The organism is Herbaspirillum sp. CAH-3 (genome assembly GCF_009668275.1).
GTDB classification, from domain to species: Bacteria; Pseudomonadota; Gammaproteobacteria; order Burkholderiales; family Burkholderiaceae_D; genus Herbaspirillum; species Herbaspirillum aquaticum.
The window spans coordinates 79,607-100,724 of the sequence record NZ_VSWE01000006.1 but is presented as its reverse complement, the minus strand read 5'-3'; the positions used below and the strand labels follow the sequence as shown (position 1 = coordinate 100,724).

General features: G+C 63.6%; 20 protein-coding genes and 1 pseudogene. 9 read left to right on the top strand and 12 right to left on the bottom strand.

Annotated features, from left to right (window positions below):
- Positions 1–2 precede the first annotated feature (2 nt).
- On the top strand, positions 3–284 hold the full coding sequence (locus FYB76_RS09295) for a hypothetical protein (protein ID WP_154133474.1): 282 nt from the start codon (positions 3–5) through the stop codon (positions 282–284).
- Positions 285–359: 75 nt separating this feature from the next.
- Here the strand turns inward: FYB76_RS09295 and FYB76_RS09290 are convergent, their stop codons facing one another.
- The 3 genes from FYB76_RS09290 to FYB76_RS09280 all read right to left on the bottom strand — a co-directional run bounded on the left by FYB76_RS09290 (position 360) and on the right by FYB76_RS09280 (position 4,051).
- A complete protein-coding gene (locus FYB76_RS09290; RefSeq protein ID WP_154133473.1) occupies positions 360–1,667 on the bottom strand; it encodes an MFS transporter in 1,308 nt (435 codons plus the stop codon).
- A 148-nt stretch (positions 1,668–1,815) separates the two neighbouring features.
- On the bottom strand, positions 1,816–2,574 hold the full coding sequence (locus tag FYB76_RS09285; protein ID WP_154133472.1) for an SDR family oxidoreductase: 759 nt from the start codon (positions 2,572–2,574) through the stop codon (positions 1,816–1,818).
- 43 nt (positions 2,575–2,617) lie between these two features.
- Positions 2,618–4,051: an aldehyde dehydrogenase family protein gene (locus tag FYB76_RS09280; RefSeq protein ID WP_154133471.1), complete on the bottom strand. Its 1,434-nt coding sequence runs from the start codon at positions 4,049–4,051 to the stop codon at positions 2,618–2,620.
- A 311-nt stretch (positions 4,052–4,362) separates the two neighbouring features.
- On the opposite strand from FYB76_RS09280, the gene FYB76_RS09275 reads away from it, so the two are divergent.
- From FYB76_RS09275 to FYB76_RS09265, 3 genes are all read left to right on the top strand, one after another.
- Entirely contained in the window at positions 4,363–5,139 is a 777-nt protein-coding gene (locus FYB76_RS09275) for a FadR/GntR family transcriptional regulator (protein WP_088753923.1), read from the top strand.
- Positions 5,140–5,202: 63 nt separating this feature from the next.
- Complete coding sequence (locus tag FYB76_RS09270) at positions 5,203–6,144, top strand: LysR substrate-binding domain-containing protein (RefSeq protein ID WP_088753924.1); 942 nt, start codon at positions 5,203–5,205, stop codon at positions 6,142–6,144.
- Positions 6,145–6,364: 220 nt separating this feature from the next.
- A complete protein-coding gene (locus FYB76_RS09265) occupies positions 6,365–7,546 on the top strand; it encodes a GGDEF domain-containing protein (RefSeq protein ID WP_154133470.1) in 1,182 nt (393 codons plus the stop codon).
- A 26-nt stretch (positions 7,547–7,572) separates the two neighbouring features.
- Here FYB76_RS09265 and FYB76_RS09260 read toward each other — a convergent pair whose 3' ends face one another.
- Genes FYB76_RS09260 through imuA form a run of 3 tightly spaced genes read right to left on the bottom strand, consistent with a single transcriptional unit; the run spans position 7,573 to position 12,979 of the window.
- Positions 7,573–10,809 (bottom strand): error-prone DNA polymerase, encoded by a 3,237-nt coding sequence (locus FYB76_RS09260; RefSeq protein WP_154133469.1) that lies wholly within the window; start codon positions 10,807–10,809, stop codon positions 7,573–7,575.
- 9 nt (positions 10,810–10,818) lie between these two features.
- The gene (locus tag FYB76_RS09255) at positions 10,819–12,303 is read right to left on the bottom strand and encodes a DNA polymerase Y family protein (protein ID WP_154133468.1); all 1,485 of its coding nucleotides are present in this window, start codon (positions 12,301–12,303) and stop codon (positions 10,819–10,821) included.
- Positions 12,230–12,979, bottom strand: coding sequence for a translesion DNA synthesis-associated protein ImuA (gene imuA, locus FYB76_RS09250; protein ID WP_154133467.1), 750 nt, complete (start codon positions 12,977–12,979; stop codon positions 12,230–12,232). The genes FYB76_RS09255 and imuA overlap by 74 nt, the downstream gene beginning before the upstream one ends.
- Positions 12,980–13,363: 384 nt before the next feature.
- Here imuA and FYB76_RS09245 point away from each other — a divergent pair, with 384 nt between their 5' ends.
- Entirely contained in the window at positions 13,364–13,702 is a 339-nt protein-coding gene (locus FYB76_RS09245) for a KGG domain-containing protein (RefSeq protein WP_088753930.1), read from the top strand.
- 204 nt (positions 13,703–13,906) lie between these two features.
- On the opposite strand, the gene FYB76_RS09240 is transcribed toward FYB76_RS09245, so the two are convergent.
- Positions 13,907–14,662: a YoaK family protein gene (locus FYB76_RS09240; RefSeq protein ID WP_088753931.1), complete on the bottom strand. Its 756-nt coding sequence runs from the start codon at positions 14,660–14,662 to the stop codon at positions 13,907–13,909.
- A 277-nt stretch (positions 14,663–14,939) separates the two neighbouring features.
- Between FYB76_RS09240 and FYB76_RS09235 the strand changes: the two genes are divergently transcribed.
- Positions 14,940–15,200 carry a hypothetical protein gene (locus FYB76_RS09235; RefSeq protein ID WP_154133466.1) on the top strand — a complete coding sequence of 87 codons (261 nt, stop codon included), beginning with the start codon at positions 14,940–14,942 and terminating at the stop codon, positions 15,198–15,200.
- A gap of 338 nt (positions 15,201–15,538) precedes the next feature.
- Here FYB76_RS09235 and FYB76_RS09230 read toward each other — a convergent pair whose 3' ends face one another.
- A complete protein-coding gene (locus FYB76_RS09230) occupies positions 15,539–16,069 on the bottom strand; it encodes a CBS domain-containing protein (protein WP_154133465.1) in 531 nt (176 codons plus the stop codon).
- 263 nt (positions 16,070–16,332) lie between these two features.
- On the opposite strand from FYB76_RS09230, the gene FYB76_RS09225 reads away from it, so the two are divergent.
- The 3 genes from FYB76_RS09225 to FYB76_RS09215 all read left to right on the top strand — a co-directional run bounded on the left by FYB76_RS09225 (position 16,333) and on the right by FYB76_RS09215 (position 17,720).
- Positions 16,333–16,605 (top strand): SemiSWEET family transporter, encoded by a 273-nt coding sequence (locus FYB76_RS09225; protein WP_186450031.1) that lies wholly within the window; start codon positions 16,333–16,335, stop codon positions 16,603–16,605.
- Positions 16,606–16,763: 158 nt separating this feature from the next.
- Positions 16,764–17,333: a DUF4142 domain-containing protein gene (locus FYB76_RS09220; RefSeq protein ID WP_154133464.1), complete on the top strand. Its 570-nt coding sequence runs from the start codon at positions 16,764–16,766 to the stop codon at positions 17,331–17,333.
- 138 nt (positions 17,334–17,471) lie between these two features.
- Complete coding sequence (locus FYB76_RS09215; protein WP_088753935.1) at positions 17,472–17,720, top strand: hypothetical protein; 249 nt, start codon at positions 17,472–17,474, stop codon at positions 17,718–17,720.
- Positions 17,721–18,112: 392 nt separating this feature from the next.
- Here the strand turns inward: FYB76_RS09215 and FYB76_RS09210 are convergent.
- The 4 genes and pseudogenes from FYB76_RS09210 to FYB76_RS09195 form a co-directional block, all read right to left on the bottom strand.
- Positions 18,113–18,661, bottom strand: a pseudogene (locus tag FYB76_RS09210) (type 1 glutamine amidotransferase domain-containing protein); the annotation flags it as partial.
- A 70-nt stretch (positions 18,662–18,731) separates the two neighbouring features.
- Positions 18,732–18,950 (bottom strand): hypothetical protein, encoded by a 219-nt coding sequence (locus tag FYB76_RS09205; protein WP_088753936.1) that lies wholly within the window; start codon positions 18,948–18,950, stop codon positions 18,732–18,734.
- Between the two features lie 146 nt (positions 18,951–19,096).
- The gene (locus tag FYB76_RS09200; protein WP_088753937.1) at positions 19,097–19,354 is read right to left on the bottom strand and encodes a hypothetical protein; all 258 of its coding nucleotides are present in this window, start codon (positions 19,352–19,354) and stop codon (positions 19,097–19,099) included.
- Positions 19,355–19,357: 3 nt separating this feature from the next.
- Positions 19,358–21,052 carry a thiamine pyrophosphate-binding protein gene (locus FYB76_RS09195; protein WP_154133463.1) on the bottom strand — a complete coding sequence of 565 codons (1,695 nt, stop codon included), beginning with the start codon at positions 21,050–21,052 and terminating at the stop codon, positions 19,358–19,360.
- Positions 21,053–21,118: the final 66 nt, after the last annotated feature.

The window sequence follows — 21,118 nt, the reverse complement described above, 5'->3', positions numbered from 1 at the left end:
GCATGCTGCTCTGGACCCTGCTGATTTGCCTCGCCATTCTCGCCCTCTACGCCGCCGATCGCGCCTGGCTGCGCCATGTGCAGCGCGAGGACTTGCCCTTGTCCGATCCGCAGGGCTATCTGGAGATGACCGCCCGCATGACCGAACTCTGCCACGGCGACCGGGCGCGGGTAGAGCAGCTCATTGCCCGCCAGCGCCAGCGTTTTCCGCAGGCGGCGCATGCCGAACTGGTGCGGCTGGCCATGCGCCAGTTGCTGGAACCGCAATCGGCCAGACAGCCGTGACCTTGTTCGCAGATCGCAGATACAAAAACGGCGGCCCGTTTGCAGCGAGCCGCCGTTTGCGTATCAGCACGAGGATTACTTGTTGACCAGCTTGGCCGGCAAGCTCAGGGTCAGCAGGCCGCCGATCACCAGCGAGGCCGCCAGCACGTACATGCCGGCATTGGTGCTCTGGGTGGTGTCCTTGAGCCAGCCGACCAGGAAGGGGCTGACGAAACCGGCCAGGTTGCCCAGCGAATTGATCAGCGCGATGCCGGCCGCAGCGGCGGTGCCCGACAGGAAGGCGGTCGGCAGGCTCCAGAACAGCGGCAGGGTGGTCAGGATGCCGATGCTGGCCAGGGTCAGCGAGGCCATCGCCAGCGCCGTGTTGTGGCCGTACAGGGTCGACAGCAGCAGGCCGATGCAGCCGATGAAGGCGGGAATGGCCACGTGCCAGCGGCGTTCGCGGCGGGCGTCGGCGCTGCGGCCGATCAACACCATGGCGGCTGCGGCGAAGGCGTAGGGAATGGCGGTCAGCAGGCCCACGTTGAGCGGATCAGAGACGCCGGTGGCCTTGATGATGGTCGGCAGCCAGAAGCTCACGCCATACAGGCCCATGACGAAGCAGAAGTAGATCAGAGCACCCAGCCAGACACGGCCGTTGGTGAACATGGCACCCAGGGATAGGTGCTCCTTCTGGCTTTCTTCGTGGCTGATGTTGGTTTCCAGCAGGCGCTTTTCGTCTTCGGTGAGCCACTCGGCGTCACGGATGCGATCCTTCATGTAGAGGATCACCAGGGCGCCCAGGATCAGCGAAGGAATGGCTTCCAGGATGAACATCCACTGCCAGCCGGTATGACCCCACACGCCCGGCATGGCGTGCATGATCCAGCCCGACAGCGGTCCGCCGATCACGCCCGAGAGCGCGATGCCGGTCATGAACAGCGCAGTGATCTTGCCGCGGCGCGCGGCCGGATACCAGTAGGTCAGATACAGGATCACGCCCGGGAAGAAGCCGGCTTCGGCCACCCCCAGCAGGAAGCGCATGATGTAGAACATTTCCGGGGTGGTGACATAGGCCATCGCGCCCGAGATGATGCCCCAGGTGATCATGATGCGGGCGATCCAGAGCCGCGCACCGACCTTGTGCAGGATCATGTTGCTGGGCACTTCGAAGACGAAGTAACCCAGGAAGAAGATGCCCGCGCCCAGGCCATAGACGGTATCGCTGAACTTCAGGTCCTGCAGCATCTGCAGCTTGGCAAAGCCGACGTTGACCCGGTCCAGGTAGGAAGCCACATAACACAGGAACAGCAGCGGCAGCAGCCGCCAGGTGACCTTGCTGTAGGTCGCGTCTTCAAAGGATGCGCGTGCGCCGCTGGCGGCTGCGCCTGCTTGGTAGGTCATGTCTCGCTCCAGATATTGTTTGACGTGTCGTTGTTGTACGCCGACGGTTCTTTGTGACCGCTTGACGGTGCCACGCATTGTAGGCGCGGTGAGGACATTGTCAAATCAATATCCTCACCGATCGCATGAAGATTTTTGCAATGCGGTCTTACACGCAGCGCCCGCCATCGACCTCGATGCACACACCGGTGACGAATTGCGCTTCATCCGAGCCCAGGTACAGGCAGGCATTGGCAATGTCTTCCGGGGTGGAGAAGCGGCCCATGGGGATGGTAGCGACGAACTTCTTGCGGTTTTCCGGGGTGTCGGGCACGCCCATGAACTCCGACAGCAGGCCGGTGGCCGAGATGACCGGATTGACGCAGTTCACGCGGATCTTGTCCGGGCCCAGTTCGGCCGCCATCGATTTGCTGGTGGTGATGACGGCGCCCTTGCTGCCGTTGTACCAGGTCAGGCCCGGACGCGGGCGGACGCCGGCGGTGGAGGCAATGTTGACGAAAGCGCCGCCGCCGACCTGGCGGAAGTAGGGCACGAAGGTCTTGGCCGAGAGGAAGATGCTTTTGACGTTGACCGCATAGACGCGGTCAAATTCGTCTTCTTCCACTTCCAGCATGGGACGGTTGCGGTGCGTGGTCCCGGCATTGTTGACGACGATGTCGAGCTTGCCGAAGTGTTCCAGGGCGGTCGCCAGCAGTTGGTCCATGTCGGCGCGCTTGGAGACGTCGGCCTTGGCGAAGACTGCACGGCCGCCCGCCGCCTTGATCTCTTCGACCACCCGCAGGCCGCCGGTTTCGCCGATATCGGCCACCACGACGGAAGCGCCTTCACGGGCATAGGCCTTGGCGATGCCTTCACCGAAACCCGAACCGCCACCGGTGACGATGGCTACCTTGTCTTGCAAACGCATGATGTGTCTCCTTGGAAATTGCGTGTGTTGAGTGAGGGGGAGGTCAGCCGTGGCGGATGGCGATGGTTTTCAGGACCGTGAAGCCATACAGGGCCTCGAATCCCTTTTCGCGCCCGTGGCCGCTGGCCTTGACGCCACCGAAGGGCAATTCCACGCCACCGCCGGCGCCATAGTTGTTGATGAAGACCTGGCCGCTGCGAATGGCGCGCGCCAGCCGCAACTGGCGGCCGCCGTCGCGGGTCCAGACGCTGGCCACCAGGCCGTAGTCGGTGCCGTTGGCCAGGGCGATGGCCTCGGCTTCATCCTCGAAGGACATGGCTGCCAGCACCGGACCGAAAACTTCTTCCTGCGCCAGCCGGTGCTGCGGCGGTACGTCGCGCAGCAGGGCCGGGGCCTGGTAGAAACCGCCGGCCGGGGCGCCGGGCGCGATCTCGCCCTGTGCCACCAGCGCGATGCCATCGCGCCGCGCATCCGAGAGGAAACCGGCCACGCGCTCCTGCTGGGTCTTGCGGATCAGCGGGCCGCAGTCCAGGTCCATCTGCGAGGACCCCACCTTGAGCTGCGAGAACAGCCCGGCAAGCCGCTCCAGCACCTGCTCGTAAGCGCCACGCTGGACCAGCAGGCGGCTACCGGCCGAGCAGGTCTGGCCGGCGTTCTGCACGATGGCATTGACCACCACCGGCAGCAGGGCGTCCATGTCGGCATCCTCGAACACCACCTGCGGCGACTTGCCGCCCAGTTCGAGGGTAACCGGCGTGTGATGTTCCGCGGCCGCGCGCACCACCAGCTTGCCCACGTTGGGCGAGCCGGTGAAGGACACGTGGTCCACGTCAGGATGCTTGACCAGCAGGTCGCCGGCCTCGTGCCCATACCCGGTGACGATGTTGAGCGCACCCTCGGGGAAACCCGCCTCAGCCGCCAGTTCGGCCACCCGGAGGATGGACAGGCAGGCATCCTCGGCCGGCTTGACCACGCAGGTATTGCCGGCAGCCAGGGCACCGCCCACGCAGCGCCCGAAGATCTGCATCGGGTAGTTCCAGGGCACGATGTGGCCGGTCACGCCGTGCGGCTCGCGCAGGGTCAGCACCGTATAGCCGGCCTGGTAGGGAATGGTGTCGCCGTGCAGCTTGTCGGCGGCCCCGGCATAGAACTCGAAGTAGCGCACGATGGCCGCCGCGTCGGCACGTGCCTGCTTCATGGGTTTGCCGCAGTCGCGTCCTTCCAGCTGGGCCAGTTCTTCCTGGTGATCCTGGAGTTTGTGGGCCAGCTTCATCAACAGGCGGCTGCGTTCGGCGGCGGAAAGCTTGCCCCAGGCGCCTTCATAGGCACGGCGCGCCGCTTTCACGGCCTGCTCGATGTCGGCGGCGTTGCCACGGGCGATGGCCTCGAAGGCCTGGCCATCGGAGGGATCGATGACGGGAATGCTTTCGCCGGAGGCGGGGACGACCCAGCGGTTGTCGATGAAGTGCTGTTTCATGGCGATGCGGTCCTTGGAGGCGAATCAGGGAGAGGAGCAGTACAGGGAAACAGCAGGAAAGCACGCCATGCATGCGCGGGCCGGCGTCGGACGGGCAGTCCGAACGGGGGGCCGGGAAGGGCTTGTCTCCTGGTGTCTTGTCATGTGCTGCTGTTTTTGTTGTGCCTGAATCTAAGCCTGTGCATGCAAGATGTCAAATGAATTTACTACTTTGTTGACTGCTTGCGCCTGATGGCTGGCGGTGAGGCCGACAAATCCGCTACCATGCGGCCCATGCTGTTCTTTTCAGTTGCTGCCCAAGTGGAGTTTGGATGCCTTCATCGAGCAAGTCCCCGCGCCCCGGCGCTTCCGGCGACATCCTGAGCCTGGCTGCTGCCGGGCTGGGCCCGGTGCGGCCGGAACGCTTCGCTGAACGCGTCTATGAAACCTTGTTCCATGCCATCGTCGAAGGGCGCATTGCGGTGGGCAGCAAGCTGCCTTCGGAAAACGACCTGGCCACGCTGTTCGAGGTGTCGCGCCCGGTGGTGCGTCAGGCGCTGGACCGCTTGCGGGAGGATCAACTGGTGGAATCCCTGCGCGGCTCCGGGACCTATGTGAAGGAAAAGGCGGGACTGGCGCCGGCCCGGCCCGATGGCGAACCCGAGACCCGCATCGGCCACATCATGAACGGCCTGGAACTGCGCCTGGTGCTGGAGCCTGAATGCGCCTACATGGCCGCCCTGCGGCGCAACAAGCAGGACCTGGAACAGATGGACGCCTTGCTGCTGGGTTTCGAGGAAGCCAACCGGGTGGGCGCCATCGCCCATCATTACGACTTCGGCTTCCATGAAGCCATCGCCCAGGCCACCGGCAACCAGCGTTTCGTGCAGGTGATGAAGACGCTGGAATACGATGTCAGCCACGCCGTGAACATGCTGCGCCACCTGATGCACATCCCGCCCTGGAAGCGCTCCCAGGATGCCATGGATGAACACCGCCAGATCTTCGAGCTGATCCGGCTGCAGGATGCGGAAGGCGCCCGGCGCGCCATGCGCGGCCATATCGAGAATGCGCGCACGCGCATGTTCAACAGCCGGCCAGGCTTGTAAGCAGCTTGTCATTGAGGCTGTCAATTTATTTAACTACTTATCGTCAAGCAGGAAGCCCACCGCATGGAATTACGCCAACTGCGCTACTTCGTGGCCATCGTCGATCACGGTTCGCTGTCGCGGGCGGCGCGTGTGCTGCACATCGCCCAGCCGGCGCTGACCCAGCAGATCCGCCAGCTGGAAGACGAGATGGCGGCGCAATTGCTGCATCGTTCGGCCCAGGGGGTCATCGCTACCGATGCCGGCAAGGTTTTCTATGAGCACGCCCTGGCGATCTTGAAGCAGGTGCAGGACGCCAAGCAGGCCGTAGCGCAATCCACCGACAAACCCTCGGGGACGGTGGCGCTGGGCATTCCGCAGAGCGTCTCCAATGCGCTGGCCTTGCCGCTGTTGAACGCGGTGCGCTCGATTTACCCCGAGATCACCCTGCAGCTGACCGAGGAATTGACGGGCAACCTCATCACCCAGTTGAAGTCCGGCCGCATCAACCTGGCCGTGCTGTTTGACGACGGCCAGCTGTCTTCCTTCGCGGCCACGCCCATGATCGAGGAAGAGATGATGTACATCACCCGCGCCAAGTCGCGCTATGGGGTGAAAGGCCGCAAGGGCGTGCCGCTGGCAAAGGCCATAGAGGCTCCGCTGATCCTGCCCGGCCTGGCCCATGGGGTGCGCCCGCGTATCGAGAACCTGGTACGAGCCCAAGGCATGAGCCTGGACAACGTCATCGAGATCAACTCGGTGGCCATCCTCAAATCCGCCATCCTGGCCGATATCGGCGCCACTATCCTGCCGGTGGCTCCGCTGCTGGCCGACATCGAGCGCGGCGAGATGGTCGCCCACCCCATCGCCGGAGAGCAGATCTCGCGCACCCTTGTGCTGTGCGCCTCGCGCAATATTCCGCTGACTACCGCCGCCGCCGCCGTCGAAAGGCTGGTGCTGGATGTGACGGACGAACTGTGCCGTTCAGGGCAGTGGGGGCATACGCGGGCCTTGGAACGTGAATAATTCTGAATGAGTGCCCGGTTTTCCAGCATGGAAATTCAGATTTTTTGATGAATTGCTGAAAATCACTGCTGAGCTTGCGCCATCGGTTACACTTCCGCCGATCCCGGCCGTCCTTTAGCCCCCAGCCATTGAGGACGCTGCCAATGTGCTTGTGAGCGCATCTTCCGCATCGCCCGCCGCGGTGCCTTCTACACCCGTCCGCGAGGACAAGCGAACCCGCATGAATCCTTTCACCGCCAGCATTGCGCTGGCCATCGTACAGTTTTGCAGTGGCGTCATCATGACCGGGCTGTTCATCAGCACGCCGTCAGAGCGCTTCACGCGGCTGTGGGCGCTGTCGGGGGTGTTCTCGGCGCTGGGGATCTGCATCACCGTGGCGGTCTACAGTGGTCTGGAGGGCAACCTGCGTTTGCTGGGCTTGTTGCTGGGCAATACGCTGGTGTTTTCTTCCGGCATCGTGGCCTGGTGCGGCCTGCGCAGCTTCTACCAGCGCCAGTCGCGGGACTGGCCGTGCATGATCATCATCGGCTATGCCGTCAGCTTTACGGGCCTGTTGGTCGGCGGGGCCGATTTCACTCAACGCGCCTTCCTGGCCGTGGGTGGGCTGCAACTGGTGTTTTGCCTGGTGCTGCTTGAGTTCTTCAAGGGCATGTCCGGACCACTGGCCAAGCGCTACCCGCGCTGGACCTTTGGCCGCTGTACCGGCATCGGTGCCTTGCTGATCCTCAGTGCCACCCTGGTGAGCCGGTTCGTGATCTCGCTGTCGCATCCCGAACTGTTCATGCCGCCGGAGATGAGCAACCTGGGCGTGGCACTGATCTATCTCATTCCCATCAGCGGCTCCTTGCTGCTGTCGGTATCGCTGATGATGATCTACTTCGAACGCCTGCTGGCCGACAAGCAGCGCCTGGCGACCGAAGATGAACTGACGGGTACCCTCAACCGCCGCGAGCTGGTGCGCTGTGGCGAAGAAGTGCTGGCCCGGGCGGTGCAGGGCGGGCGGGTATTGACGCTGGCCTTCATCGATGTGGACCATTTCAAGCACATCAACGACACCCACGGCCACCTGGTGGGCGACCGCGTGCTGGCCGACATCGGTGCCTTGCTGCGCGAGCAGTGCTGCCAGGGCGGCATGGTGGGCCGCTACGGCGGGGAGGAATTCTGCGCAGTTTTCCCGGACTGGTCCGAAGCCCAGGCACGCCAGATCGCCCAGCATCTGCTGGAGACCGTGCGCAATCACGATTTCGGGCATGGGCAGAGGGTCACCATCAGCGTCGGGCTGGCGGTATTGCAGCCGGGCCAGTCCATGAGCTGGGATGCGCTGGTTCACGAGGCCGATCTGGCCCTGTATCGTGCCAAGAGTGAAGGGCGCAATGCCTTCAGGATGGCATTGGCGGCCTGATCCGGACGCTGCTTTACAAGGTACTTTCAGAAGAAATCCCGGCTGCGCGGCTGCAGCTCGCCCAGCAGATGGGTCCAGTCTTCCAGGCGTCCCGCCACCAGGTGGCGCACTTCACCATGGCACTGCCAACTGCCATACACCCCCAGCAAGCGCGCATTCAAGACCTCGCTGCGCTGCCTCTCCAGTACCGAAGGCCAGACGATCACATTGGCCGAACCAGTCTCATCCTCCAGCGTCATGAAGATCACCCCCTTGGCCGTGCCCGGCCGCTGGCGCACCGTGACGATGCCGCAGCAACAGGCGAACTGGCGGTTCTGCAAGGTGTTCAGGTCGGCCACGCTCATGAAGCGCCGCCGCTGCAAGGTCGGGCGCAGGAGCGCCAGCGGATGGCGGCGCAGCGTCAGATTCATGGCGCGATAGTCGTCGACGATCTGGTCGCCTTCGCCGGGTGCCTCCAGTTCTACGGTGTCATCGCCGCGCGGTGCCGTGCGTAGCAGGTCGCGGTCGGGCACTGCGCCCACCGCATGCCAGAGCGCAGCGCGCCGATGCCCGGCCAGCTCGCGCAAGGCATCGCCCGCTGCCAGCGCCTGCAGGGCGTGGCGGTCCAGCCCGGCGCGCCGGGCCAGGTCATCGACATCGGCAAAGGGACGTTCGGCACCGGCCTGCTCAATACGCTGCGCCGCCTGTTCGGGCATGCCGCGCAACAGGCTCATGCCCAGCCGCACGGCCGGACGCGCCTGGCCGCTCGGGTCAAGCTCCAGGATGGATTCCCAGCGGCTGCGCAAGACGTTCACCGGCAGGACCTTGACGCCATGCCGGCGCGCATCCTGGATCAATTGCGAGGGCGAATAAAAGCCCATGGGCTGGCTGTTGAGCAGCCCGCACAGGAAAGCTTCCGGCTCGTGGCACTTGAGCCAGCTGCTGAAATAGGTCAGCAGGGCAAAGCTGGCGGCATGGCTTTCGGGGAAACCGTATTCGCCGAAACCTTCGATCTGGTTGAAGATGCTTTCGGCGAATTCACGCGAATAACCATTGTCGGTCATGCCCAGCACCAGCCGTTCATGGTGCGGCCCCATGCCGCCCTTGCGCTTCCAGGCGGCCATGGAGCGGCGCAGGTCATCGGCTTCGCTGGGGGAATAACCGGCGGCCTCGATGGCCACATCCATCACCTGTTCCTGGAAGATCGGGATGCCCAAGGTGCGCTCCAGCACCTTCCTGATCTTGCCGCTCTTGCTGGTGTTGTCCGGATACTCGAAGCTGCCGCCGCTGCGCACCAATTCCCGCCGCCGCAGGTAGGGATGCACCATGCCGCCCTGGATCGGGCCCGGCCGCACGATGGCCACCTGCACCACCAGGTCGTACTGGGTGCGCGGCTGCATGCGCGGCAGCATGCTCATCTGGGCGCGGCTCTCGATCTGGAATACGCCGATGGTATCGGCCTTGCAGATCATCTCGAAAGTGGCCGGATCTTCACGCGGGATGTCGTACATCTGCATGACCTGCGGCAGGCCGCGCCGCAGGCTCACCAGTTCCAGCGAGCGGCGCAGGGCGGTCAGCATGCCCAGCGCCAGCACGTCGACCTTGAGCAGCTTCAGCGACTCCAGGTCGTCCTTGTCCCATTCGATGACGGAGCGCTCTTCCATGGCCGCATTCTGGATCGGCACCAGCCGCGACAACTGTCCGCGCGCGATCACGAAGCCCCCGGTGTGCTGCGACAGATGGCGCGGAAAGCGCAGCAGCTTGCCGGTGATGCTGGCCCATAGTCCGATCTGCGGCAGTTCCGGGTCCAGCCCGGCCTCAGCAAAGCGGGCCAGCAATTCTTCCCGGCTGTCGAACCAGTGCTGCGACTTGGCCACCGTATCGACGATGGCCGCATCCACGCCCAGCGCCTTGCCGACTTCGCGCAGGGCGCCACGCGGCCGGTAGCTGTGCACGGCGGCCGCCAGCGCGGCGCGGCGGCGGCCGTACTTGCGGTAGATGTGCTGGATCACTTCTTCGCGGCGCTGGTGCTCGAAGTCCACGTCGATGTCGGGCGGCTCTTCGCGCTTTTCGCTGATGAAGCGGGCAAACAGCAGCCGGGTCGAAGTGGGATCGACTTCGGTCACCCCCAGGCAGTAGCACACCGCCGAGTTGGCGGCCGAGCCGCGTCCCTGGCAGAGGATGCCGCGCGAACGGGCAAACTTGACCAGGTCGTAGACCGTCAGGAAATAAGCTTCATATTCCTTTTGGGCGATCAGGGACAATTCCATCTCGATCTGGGCGCGCACCTCGCCCGGCAGTCCTTGCGGATAGCGTTTGGCGGCCCCGGCCAGGGTCTCCTGGCGCAGGTAGTCGGCCGGACTCATGCCCAGCGGCACCAGTTCGTCAGGATATTCATAGCGCAATTCCGCCAGGCTGAACTGGCAACCGGCCGCCACCGCCAGGGTCTGGGCCAAGGTGGACGGGCTGTGCACCAGCGACAGCCGCATGCGTGGCCGCAGGTGCTGTTCGGCATTGGGGGCCAGGGCCAGTCCGCATTCCTGCACCGGCTTGCCGACGCGGATGGCCGTGACCACATCCTGCAGGTATTTGCGTGAACGCTGGTGCATCTGCACATCACCCACCGCCACCAGCGGCAAGCCGTGCAGCCGTGCGGCAGCATCGATGGCAGCGCGGTGCAGGTCGTCCAGCGGACGGTACAGGCGCGTCATGCCCACCCACGAACGGCCGGGGGCCAGCGGGACGAACCAGCGCAATTGTGCATCCAGCGTTTCTTCATCGGCCGGGTAGTCCGGCACCAGGATCAGCTGACAATCGGGCAGGGTGCGCAGGTGCGACAGGGCGGGCGGCGGCTGGCTCAGGTCTTCTGGCGACAGCAGGTAGCTGCCTTTCTCGGCGCGGGTGCGCGCCAGCGTGATGAGTTCGCAGAGGTTGCCATAGCCTTCGCGGTTCCGGGCCAGCGCCACCAGGGTCATCCTGGCCAGGGGATGGGCCGGATCGTCCTTGAAGGACGTAAAACGGAAGCAACTGCCGATGAGCAGCTTGAAATCCTTGGCCTTGCCGCGATTGATCTGTTCCATCCAGGCGGCATGGGCGCGCACCACCCCGGCCATGGTGCATTCGTCGGTGATGGCCAGGGCGCGATAGCCCAGTTCGATGGCGCGCTCCACCAGTTCCTGCGCATGCGATGCCCCTTGCAGGAAACTGAAGTTGGTCCGGCAATAAAGTTCGGCATAGTCGGGCAGGCCGGTCTGGGGTACGCCCAAGGGCAGGGAAGCTTGCATGCTGCGCTCCTAGCCGAACAGGCCGTGCAGGAACCACTGCGGCTCTTCGTCGGACCACTCGCCGCCGCGCCACTGGCGGAAAATCCAGTAATAGGCATGGCTGGCATCGCGCGCCGTGAAGTAGTCGCGCGTCAATGGCCGGCCTTCCCACCAGCCGGCTTCGATACGTTCTGGCGGCGAGGTGAATTCCAGCACGCTGCGATAGAAGGGCTTGTGCTGCTGCATCCGCAAGGGCAAGGGTTCAGCCAGCAGCCACAGCGGACGCGGCGGCAATCGCGCCGCATCGGTAGTCAGGGCGGCCGGCAGACTGGCGGGGCTCTGCATCACGCTGCACCAGCGGTTGGCGATCTCGGGCCGGTGATCGGCGCGCGGGGCGGCCTGCTGCACCTTGTCCGCGCCCAGGCGCGCCACCAGCAGTTCCAGCAGGCGGTGGTGATCCTCTGCACTGCCGCCGGGTTCGGGGAAGAGCATCTCGCTGGCCGCCTGCTGGCTTTCCAGTTCATCGGCGGCCAGCCCCAGGGCGATGGCCGGGGCGGGCAGGGAAGAACGGGCCAGCTTTTCCTTCACCAGGGTGTGCAGATGATCTTCCTGCCAGGCCGGGACCGACAGCGCCACCTGCAGTTCGGTGGGCGCTACGGCCTGTCGTCCGCGTTCATGTTCCAGCCACAGGCGCAGCTTCTTGATGGCCAGCTGGCGTGCGGTCAGCCAGCCGGCCAGCTGGGCCAGCAAGCCCTGGGCATAGGTGGCCAGGATATCGGTGTGGTCGATGCGGTCCGGCAGCTCCACCCGGGCCTGGAAGGTCGGCGGCGCCACGATCCATTCATGTACTTCGGGCGCGGCACCATAGGCACGGTCCAGCATGGCCAGCATCTCCTTGCCGCAGCGGCGCTGCAAGCCGGGGCGGGGCAAGCGCTGCACCTGGCCCAGCTGGCGGCAGCCCAGCCCGTGCAGCCATTCCAGATGGGCTCGCGCGGCAGTCAGCAGAACGACTGGCAAGCGGTCCAGGCGGCGCTGCAGGGAACGGTGGCTCAAGGTACGCACGTAGCCGTAGCGTGCCAGCAGCCAAGATCCGGTCGCCGTGACGGCAGAGGACAGGGTGGCCGACAGACCCATGCGGGCGATGGTGCCCCGGATCTTGCGGCACAAGGCCCGGATCCCGCCGAACAGGCGCAGGCTGGCACCCACTTCCAGCAGGATGCAGGCCTCTTCGGCCAGCGTGACCTGGGGCGTGTATTGCAGCAGGGCCAGGGCGGCCTGCTGCAAGGTGGCTTGTTCCCGCAGGATGTCCCGCTCGTTCAGATGCGCTTGCGGGGCCAGCAATTGCACTCCCCCGCGCCGCATGCCTTCGTGCACGCCGAGCGTGCGCGCGGGTGCCGTCAGGGCGGCCACGCGGTCGCGCTCGAAGACCACGGCCGGGGCCTCATCCAGCCAGTTCGGACGGAAGACTTCCAGCGGCAGCAGTGGCAGGTGTACGGCGATCCACAGGGGTGACATGGCGTTGCAAATTCGGTGAAGGCAGCAAAGGGAGAAACAGGCTTTGTTCGCGCAGCGGTCCGCGGCGCTTGAGAAAACCGATCTCCAGCCCGTCCCTCGCTGACTTGAGGGTCAGCCGCAGAGGTGCGGGTGAAGGCTCGCGGGCGCAGGACAGCGGCCGCAGCATGAAGAACAGGGTCTGCCCGGCCTGCGCCGCCACATGCAGGCGTCGCAGCAGGTCATGGTCGCCCTTGCGCAAGCGCGGCTGCCACATCAGCAGGGCCTGGCAGCTATCGGCCCGCAAGACCTGCTCGGCAGCCCAGCAGGCGTCGGCCGCATGATCGGCCCGCAACTGCAGCAGCCGTGACGCATCCACCCCCATGTGCGCCCAGCCAGGGGCATTGACCTGGTGCGGGGCCTGCAGCAGCGCGATGCGGTCAGCCCGCGCGGGGCGCCGGGCATTCGCGGGCGCACGTGCCAGTACCGGGCGCAACAGGCGCAGCTCGCCGATGCCGTCCTGGGGCAGCAGCAGCTCGATGAGCACCCCGGGCGGCCAGCCGCGTTCGGGCAGCTCGGCATCGAGTACCTCGAATCCGCTGGAGACACCACGCGCACCGCCGCGCGCCAGCTGGGAGGCCAGCCAGAGCGAGGGGTGGATGATTTCCGGACGACGGACCGGAGAGCCGGGTGTCAACATGGGAAGTGAATCGAGGGTGCGAGGCAAAAGAAAATGCAGATAAAAGCAAAGACTGTATAAATATACAGTAATTGTTTTGGGGTGTGAAAAAAACTGACTGCCCGCCTGAAAGTGGGTGAAGTTTCCTTCTTGCAATGCCTGGTTGAGGTGAAATCGAGGGAATCCATACCGAAAAGCAAAGCTCATCTTCATGTCTTCCTACATGTCCGTCAGTCATTGCTGACCTTGGCTGGGGAGCTCTTCCGATAGTGAGGATCAGTGAGGCTTTTTACACTGCAAGCGTGGACAAAGGTTGGCTTGCCATCCGCGTGCTCGCGCAGGGCAGTAGGGCTGCGGGCTGGCAAATGTCTGCTCCATTCGATCATCCAAGACAAGGAGTCACACATGGCAAATTCACAGAATCCGGGGAACAGCAATCGCGGCTTTGCCGCCATGGACAGGGAGAAGCAGCGTCAGATCGCCAGCATGGGAGGCAAGGCCGCCCACGCCAAGGGTGCCGCCCATGAGTTCACCTCTGCCGAAGCCCGGGAAGCCGGACGCAAAGGTGGTCTGAACAGCCATGGCCGCAAGAATGCAGCAGCGGCTGCCGCGGCACAGAACGGCAATGGTGGCAACGGCGCCACCGCATCGGCCCAGCCGCAAATGAACCAGAGCACGCCACAAGAGGGCAATGGCGCCCAGCAGCCGCAGCAGTCGGACAGCAATCCCCAGCAGCAAGGCTGAGCGAAAGTTTCATCAGCGGCCACCTCAGGCCGGTTCAGCCGCCGTACCATGGCCCCTGATGGCATCAGGCCGCAGTTCCAACGAAGGACCCTGCGCTCCACTGGCTTCAGGAACCGGGCGGTGCACCACACTGATAAAAATAAAACGAAAGGCGCGTTGAGCGCCTTTTTTGTTGCCTGCTGTCCGACTCCCCCGGGGGAGACTTCAATTGCGTGCCAGATCATCCATCATCGGCACCAGCGCCAGCAGGAACAGGGCGGCCGCCAGCGGCATGGTCGCCAGGAAGCCCAGCGCCTTGAAGCCGAATGCACCGGCCACGCCGCCCAGGAAGAACATCAGCAACAGCGAGGACAGCAGCATGAACTTGCGCCGCGCGCCCGGCACGGGATCTTCCCCCGCCGCCTCACCGGGCTGGCGCGGTGCCAGCGTCCAGTAGCACATCTTGCCGATCTCGATGCCGATGTCGGTAACCAAGCCCGTGACGTGGGTGGTACGGATCTCGGAACGTGAAATCTTGCTGATCATGGCGTTTTGCAGACCCATCACGAAGCACAGCAAGGCCGCCGTCACCGGCACGAACAGTAGCCGGTGATTCTCCAGGTTGCTGCCGAGGATGCCAAAACACAGCAACAGCATCGCCTCCAGCATCAGCGGCATGGCGTATTCACTGTGCAGGCCGCGCCGCCTGGCCCAGTTGATCATCACCGCCGAACAGGCCGCGCCCAGCAAAAACGACAGCAAGGCACTGGCGCCGGCTACCAGCAGCAGGGTTTCCCCCAGGACCAAGTTGTCGGCCAGCGAAGAGACGATGCCCGACATGTGCGAGGTGTACTGGCCCACGGCCAGGAAGCCCCCGGCATTGACGGCCCCCGCAATGAAGGCCAGCGAACGCCCCAGGTGGCGGTTGGAAAGGTCGGTGCGCGCCGGACTGGTGAGACGGCGCAGGTAATCGATGGGCATGACGGGTCCAGACATAGGGGCTACAACACCAGGCGGCAGCATCCCCGGCCCCCGCGTCCCCGTTGGCTGCAACCGGAACAGGCTCATCTTCGCCCCTTCCTACGCAGATCGGCGGTGGCTTCTTGCTGCCTTTGCCTTCAGTGTTTCTTATGCTGACAAGAATACTTCTTCCTGGCCCGGTGCGGGGAAGGATGCAGCAATGCCTGACATGCGTCAGGGTGCGGGTCGCACCGGCTTGCCTGAACCGGGCCTTCCACCTTCAACAGAGGAGCACACCATGAGCATCCCCATCGATATTCCAGGCGGCGAAAAGCTGGGCGAACTGAACGGTCCCCCGGGTGGACCGGAAGGCGGCCCCCTCATGCAGCCCGGCGTGCAACAGTCCGAGGAGGGCGGTTTCCGGGGCATCGTGCTCATTGGCGCCTCGTCCCAGGCGCCCCATGAAGCGGTCTCCACGCATGTCTGCAGCATGTTGCGTGCCACCAGTGAGCTGGCCTATGCGGATGCACTGGCTTATATTGCGGTGCGCGGCAGCTGAAAATGAGGATAAAACGAGGATGAGACGAGGATAAAAAAAAGGCCGCCTGGGGGAGGCGGCCTGAGGGGGAGGGATATAAGACGCCGAGATCGGGGGAATCGTCGGAGAATTTCTGCTTATGAAAACGACTCGTGGGGATAAACCGATGGGGGATGGACCTTATTCATGACACGACGGAGGGGGACGTTCGTATCGGAATGTGGGGTCCTCGGTTTCGAGTTCGTTGAGATGCATAGTAGCGATGCAGCGCAAAAAAGAAGATCGGACATTCTCCAATAAACGCGTAGGAAAACACCTACACCAATGCTTGCTGCATGCCCCGCAAAGCCGCGCCGGCCTTAGCTTCGGCCGATATTGACCTCGTGCATGTCACTGTTGCGCACCTCCGGCAGTTCATAGTCGCCAGAAGGCGACACCCCTTCCTTGCGACGTACCGGTGCCGCCGGCAGCGATATCTCGGCCAGCGCACCGCCGATACCGCTGTTCTGCGTCTTGGCGGCGAGGTCGCCCAGGCTCACCATGCCGACCAGGTTTTTCTCGCGGTCCATCACGGGCAGGCGGCGGATCTGGCGCTGCACCATATCATCGAGCACATCATCAACCGGCTCATCTTCATAGCACCACAGCACATCGTGGCTCATCACTTCGGTCAAGGGAAGGCTGTCGGAGAGGCGATTGCGGGCCACGGCGCGCAAGACGATGTCGCGGTCGGTGACCAGGCCGACCAGGTTGTGCCCGGCGTCGCAGACGGGCAGGGCTCCCACGTCCAATGACTCCATGGCTTGGGCGGCACGGATGACGGAATCGTCAGGGCTCAAGGTATGGGCGCCGCGGGTCATGACGTCGGCAATGGTTCGGGTAGCGTGCATGTTGATCTCCTGGTGGGTGGGTGAATTGTTTCAATTCCAGTTCCAGACTAGGGAAGTGGACCGGATGCCGCAATGCCGCATGAGCGCTTTGTCGGGTCGGCCGATTCCCGCATGGCCGTGCGAATGCTCCCACCCTGGTCTCAATCGGGCCGGCGAGACTTCCTACAACGCCTCGCGGCAGCGGCCGACTGTGGGCGCCGCCGCGTTGGTCCACCATCGGCTCTCCACTAGCTTCCAGGCCCCAGCGGCTCCTGTTGACCATCATGTCTGATCAGATCACCGACCTCATTGGCTGGGGCGCGACCCTCATCCTCTTGCTGACCATCTCCTCCCAGGTCTATGAACAATGGCGCAGCCGCTCCACGCAGGGCGTCTCGCACTGGCTCTTTGCCGGGCAGCTTGCCGCGTCGGCGGGCTTCGTGACCTACAGCGTGCTGCAGGGGGACTGGGTGTTTGTGGTGTCCAACGTGTTCCTGCTTTTCACTGCCCTCTTGGGCCAGGTGCTGTACCTGCGCAACCGGCGCCGCCAGCAGTAGAGCTGGAAAGCTACGGCGCTGGGCCGCGCTCATCGATTCTTACATCGGTCATTGGCACTGTCTGATGTTGGCGGGCTGCCTTCCTGACTACAGTGAAAACATTCCGGCCATACGCAAATCGGCCGCAGCTCATCATCCACAAGCCAAAGGAGTTACCCATGCAAATCAAACCGACCACCCAAGCTCGCCTGCAATCCACTACCGGCCGCCGCCTGATCGGCGCTGGCGTAATGATGCTGGCGGGTGCCGCCTTGTCTTTCAATGCGGCCGCCGAATCCGTGAACAGCAAGGACAAGAGCTTCATGACCAACGCCGCCGAAGCCGGCCATGCTGAAATCGAAGCCAGCCAGATCGCGCTGGAAAAAAGCAGCAACCAGGCCGTCAAGGATTACGCCCAGAAGATGATCGACCAGCACACCAAGGTCGACGAACAACTCAAGCAACTGGCCTCCAGCAAGGATGTCACCCTGCCGACCGAACCCAGCATGGCCCAGCGCGCCAAGATCGCCATCCTGGAAAAGCTCAAGGGCAACACCTTCGACAAGCGCTATGCCAGCATGATCGGCGTGTCCGCCCATGAAGATGCGGTCAAGCTGTTCCAGAAGTCTTCCAAGGAAGCGCAGGATCCGGATGTGAAGACCTTTGCCAGCAAGACCCTGCCAGGCCTGCAGGAACACCTGCAAATGGGTCGTGACCTGAAGAAAACCGTGGATGCCGCCAAGAAATAATCGTCATCCCTTCAGCCGATCAGCACTGCAAATGAAATAAAACTTCCCTTGCAGCGTTGATCGACTAAGCTGTAGTCAGCTTTACTCCCACCCCTGTCATGCCGTCCGCCTCACGCCCGTGTGGCCTGGAGACTTGCCATGAAACACTTCGCCCGCTCCGTTGAACTGCAGCAAGCCAGTCACTTCATGCCCCGCGTCACCAAACTGGACAAGCACAAATACGTGGCCTACATCGATACCCGTATCGATGAACTCTGGCATATGGATTTGCACGACCTCGGTGCACAACCTGTGCGCATCTGCAAGAAGCGCAAGGCGGCCGAGAAGGCTGCCCTGGCGTTGCTGGCCGAAGCCATGCACAAGCATCAGGGGGAGCCCCGGGGGTAGGCCGCCGATGAAGGCCGGGCCATCGGCCTGGCATCCCCGGTTGTGCCAATGCCGTCCGGCGTGATCCGGACGGCATTCTTGTTTTCAGGGCTGAGGGGCTGAGGGTTTTTGGTCAATTCCTTCATGCTGCCTTCGCGCGCTTGCAAGTCCATGCTTGACCGGCCCATAAAAAATCGAGGGACAAGCCCTCGATCTTTTTCCTTCATATCGGCCTGATGACGCCTTTAGCCGTCGCTTTGCGCCGATTCGCCATGGGCGACTGCAAAGGCTTCGCTTTCATGGTTGGGGGGCGCGGCCGGGGCGCTGCCTTTGGCCGACAGTTGCGGCTTGGAGGCGCCGTCAGCAGAGGCGGGGACATCGCCTGCAGCGTCAGCCGGTTGCCTGGTCTGTTCACGGCGCTGCTGTTCATCCAGCAGCTTCATGAATTCATTGTTGAAGGCAGGGATATCGGTGGGTTTGCGCGAGGAGACGAAGTTTTCATCACGCACCACTTCCTGGTCCACCCACTGGCTGCCCGCATTCTTGAAGTCATCCTGAAGGCTGGGCCAGCTGGTGACGGTACGGCCCTTGGCGATGCCGGCCGAGATCAGCAGCCAGCCGCCGTGGCAGATGGAAGCGATGGGCTTTTCGGCATCATTGGCGGCGCGCACGAAATTGCGGGCCTCCGGCAGCAGGCGCATGGCGTCGCCATTGACCACGCCACCCGGCAGCAGCACGGCCGAATAATCGGCCGGATTGGCACTATCCAGGCTGCCATCGACGCTGACCACTTCACCCTTGTCGACGTGCTTGAAACCCTGCACGCTGTCGCTCTTGTCGGAGAGGATGTGGACGGTGGCACCAGCAGCTTCCAGCGCCTTTTTCGGTTCCAGCAGTTCGGCCTGCTCGAAGCCGTCGGTCACCAGCACGGCGACCTTCAATTGGTTGTAGCGATTGCTCATCATGTTTCTCCCTTCATAAAAGAAAGGCGGCCGGCATGCACCGGCCGCCCAGGAATCGGGCGCAACGGGATCAGTTGGCCTTGGGGGTGTTTTCCTTGACCCGGTGGCTGTTCTGGTGGTCGTCCTTGGCCTTGTCCATCTCGGGCGCCTTTTCGATGCGCGTGATGTTGGAGGTGGACACCGGATCGCTGCCCGGGAAGCTCATCTCATTGGCTTCATCCAGGGCCACTTCGGACGGGGTGTCGTATTGGTTGGGACGATGGTCCTTGCCGGATTTGCTTGCGCTCATGCTGTTCTCCTTCTGGTCTGATGGAATGGGCTGGCAGCGGTGCAGCCTGTGAAATGAAGCTTACTGCGCCTGCTGCTGCAGCCCTATAAGCGGGAGGCGCAACCGCGCGTAAGAATGCGCGAGGAAGCATCTCCCTCGCACCGGCTTCAAGGCCAGGGCGCTGGCGTCACGTCCTCGAACTGCGCCTGCTGCGCGCCGCCGGCAGGTATGCCGTCGGGTTTGCGTCCAGGATGCAGCATGGTGCCGGTCAGCAGTTCCAGTTCCCGTTCGGCCGCAATGAAGGCGCTGTCCTCCAGCGGCTGTTCGGCCACTGGCCAGTGCTGGATGGCCCAGCGCTTGTACTCTTCAAAACGCGCGCGCAGTTGTTTGGCGTAGTCTTCTCGTTGCTGTTCGATGGTGTCCATGTTTCATCCTCCTTGCATGGCAATCAGGCTTTCCTTGACCTTGGCCAGGCCGAACTTCCAGATCTGCTCCATCTTGATGTGCGGCATGACAGGCAGCTCGGCCGGATCGATGAAGACATCCAGCACCGCCGGGCCAGGGGCGGCCAGGAGTTGCTGCAGGCTTTCCTGCAACTGGTCCGGTGTACGCGCCGTGAAGCCCTGGCCGCCACAGGCACGGGCGAAGGCGGCGAAGTCGGCATTGGGGAATTCCGAGCCTTCGAAGGCGGGCATGCCGGCTTCTTCCATTTCCAGATGCACCAGCCCCCATTCACGGTTGTTGAAGACAATCACCTTGACCGGCAGCTTGTGCTCCACGCTGGTCATGAATTCACCCAGCAACATGGTGAAGCCGCCGTCACCCACACCCACGATCACTTGGCGGTTGCGGTCCAGTGCCTGGATGCCATTGGCCTGGCCCAGCGAGGTGCCCACCGCCGCATTGTTGAACGAGGCCAGCAGGCGCTGCTGGCCTCGCTGGCGGATCCAGTTGCCACACCAGAGCGTGACTACACCGGTATCGATGACGAAGCGGGCATCGTCGTCAGCGAGGTCGCTCAAGGCACGGGCCACGCTTTGCGGCTTGATCTTCTTGTGATGACGCTTGATCTCGGCGGCGTTGTCCAGCTTGCTGTTCCAGCGTTCACGATCGGCATTGGCTTTTTGCAGGAAACTGCCGTCGGTCTTGCCCTCGACTTTTTCCAGCAGCGCTTGCACGGACGGTCCCACCGAGCCGGTAATGCCCAGCGTGACCGGGGCGCGGCGACCGAGCACGAAACCGCGTTCGTCAACCTGGATGATCTTGGACTTGGTCGGCAGGAATTCCGAATAGGGATAATCCGAGCCCAGCATCAGCATCACCTCTGCGCCATGCAATGCATCGGTACCCGGCGCGCCGCCAATGAGCCCGACCCCGCCGATCCAGTGCGGATGGTCATAAGCCACCAGATCCTTGCCACGGAAAGTGTGCATGACCGGGGCCTGCAACTTGCTGGCCAGCGCCAGCACCTGGTCAATGGAACCCCGGCAGCCATTACCGGCGAAGATGGCGACCGAACTGGCCGCGTTGATCAGTTCAGCGGCAGCGGCGATATCGGCGGCCGGTGGCGCCAGTTCACTTCGCTCACGCAGCGTATGAATGCTCGGGACGCTGCCGCTGACCTTGGCACCGATGATGTCCGCAGGAATGTTCAGGTGCGCTACGCCGCGCTGGGCATAGGCCTGGGCGATGGCCTGGTGGAACACGGCCGGTGCCTGTTCCGGGCTGGTGATGACCTGGCTGTAGGCGGCCACATCGCGAAAGAGCATGTCGGGTGAATTTTCCTGCAAGTAGTCGGTGCCGCGCTTGGCAGCCGGCACGCCACCCGAGATGGCCAACACGGGGGCGTGATCCTTGCGGGCTTCGTAGAGTCCGGCCACCAGGTGGTTGGCGCCGGGGCCGGTGGTGCCGCAGCATACGGCCAGGCGGCCGGTCAGCTTGGCCTGGCCGGCGGCGGCCAGGGCAGCACCTTCTTCGTGGCGCACGCCGATCCATTCGATGCGCTTGTCGCGTCGAATGGCGTCGGTCAGCGGGTTCAAGGCATCACCGACCACGCCGAAGATCTGGCGTACGCCGATTTCGTAGAGCGTGTCGATGAGGATGTCTGCAACGGTAGCGGGCATGGCGGCTCCTGGGAGGGGGAGGGAATCGCTCAAGAGTAAGTCCGGCGGTGGCGGGGCTGTATCGGC

Bases quoted from the DNA above. Each gene is read 5' to 3' on its own strand.
- FYB76_RS09295 (WP_154133474.1), top strand. From the start codon at position 3: ATGCTGCTCTGGACCCTGCTGATTTGCCTCGCCATTCTCGCCCTCTAC.
- FYB76_RS09290 (WP_154133473.1), bottom strand. From the start codon at position 1,667: ATGACCTACCAAGCAGGCGCAGCCGCCAGCGGCGCACGCGCATCCTTT.
- FYB76_RS09285 (WP_154133472.1), bottom strand. From the start codon at position 2,574: ATGCGTTTGCAAGACAAGGTAGCCATCGTCACCGGTGGCGGTTCGGGT.
- FYB76_RS09280 (WP_154133471.1), bottom strand. From the start codon at position 4,051: ATGAAACAGCACTTCATCGACAACCGCTGGGTCGTCCCCGCCTCCGGC.
- FYB76_RS09275 (WP_088753923.1), top strand. From the start codon at position 4,363: ATGCCTTCATCGAGCAAGTCCCCGCGCCCCGGCGCTTCCGGCGACATC.
- FYB76_RS09270 (WP_088753924.1), top strand. From the start codon at position 5,203: ATGGAATTACGCCAACTGCGCTACTTCGTGGCCATCGTCGATCACGGT.
- FYB76_RS09265 (WP_154133470.1), top strand. From the start codon at position 6,365: ATGAATCCTTTCACCGCCAGCATTGCGCTGGCCATCGTACAGTTTTGC.
- FYB76_RS09260 (WP_154133469.1), bottom strand. From the start codon at position 10,809: ATGCAAGCTTCCCTGCCCTTGGGCGTACCCCAGACCGGCCTGCCCGAC.
- FYB76_RS09255 (WP_154133468.1), bottom strand. From the start codon at position 12,303: ATGTCACCCCTGTGGATCGCCGTACACCTGCCACTGCTGCCGCTGGAA.
- imuA (WP_154133467.1), bottom strand. From the start codon at position 12,979: ATGTTGACACCCGGCTCTCCGGTCCGTCGTCCGGAAATCATCCACCCC.
- FYB76_RS09245 (WP_088753930.1), top strand. From the start codon at position 13,364: ATGGCAAATTCACAGAATCCGGGGAACAGCAATCGCGGCTTTGCCGCC.
- FYB76_RS09240 (WP_088753931.1), bottom strand. From the start codon at position 14,662: ATGCCCATCGATTACCTGCGCCGTCTCACCAGTCCGGCGCGCACCGAC.
- FYB76_RS09235 (WP_154133466.1), top strand. From the start codon at position 14,940: ATGAGCATCCCCATCGATATTCCAGGCGGCGAAAAGCTGGGCGAACTG.
- FYB76_RS09230 (WP_154133465.1), bottom strand. From the start codon at position 16,069: ATGCACGCTACCCGAACCATTGCCGACGTCATGACCCGCGGCGCCCAT.
- FYB76_RS09225 (WP_186450031.1), top strand. From the start codon at position 16,333: ATGTCTGATCAGATCACCGACCTCATTGGCTGGGGCGCGACCCTCATC.
- FYB76_RS09220 (WP_154133464.1), top strand. From the start codon at position 16,764: ATGCAAATCAAACCGACCACCCAAGCTCGCCTGCAATCCACTACCGGC.
- FYB76_RS09215 (WP_088753935.1), top strand. From the start codon at position 17,472: ATGAAACACTTCGCCCGCTCCGTTGAACTGCAGCAAGCCAGTCACTTC.
- FYB76_RS09205 (WP_088753936.1), bottom strand. From the start codon at position 18,950: ATGAGCGCAAGCAAATCCGGCAAGGACCATCGTCCCAACCAATACGAC.
- FYB76_RS09200 (WP_088753937.1), bottom strand. From the start codon at position 19,354: ATGGACACCATCGAACAGCAACGAGAAGACTACGCCAAACAACTGCGC.
- FYB76_RS09195 (WP_154133463.1), bottom strand. From the start codon at position 21,052: ATGCCCGCTACCGTTGCAGACATCCTCATCGACACGCTCTACGAAATC.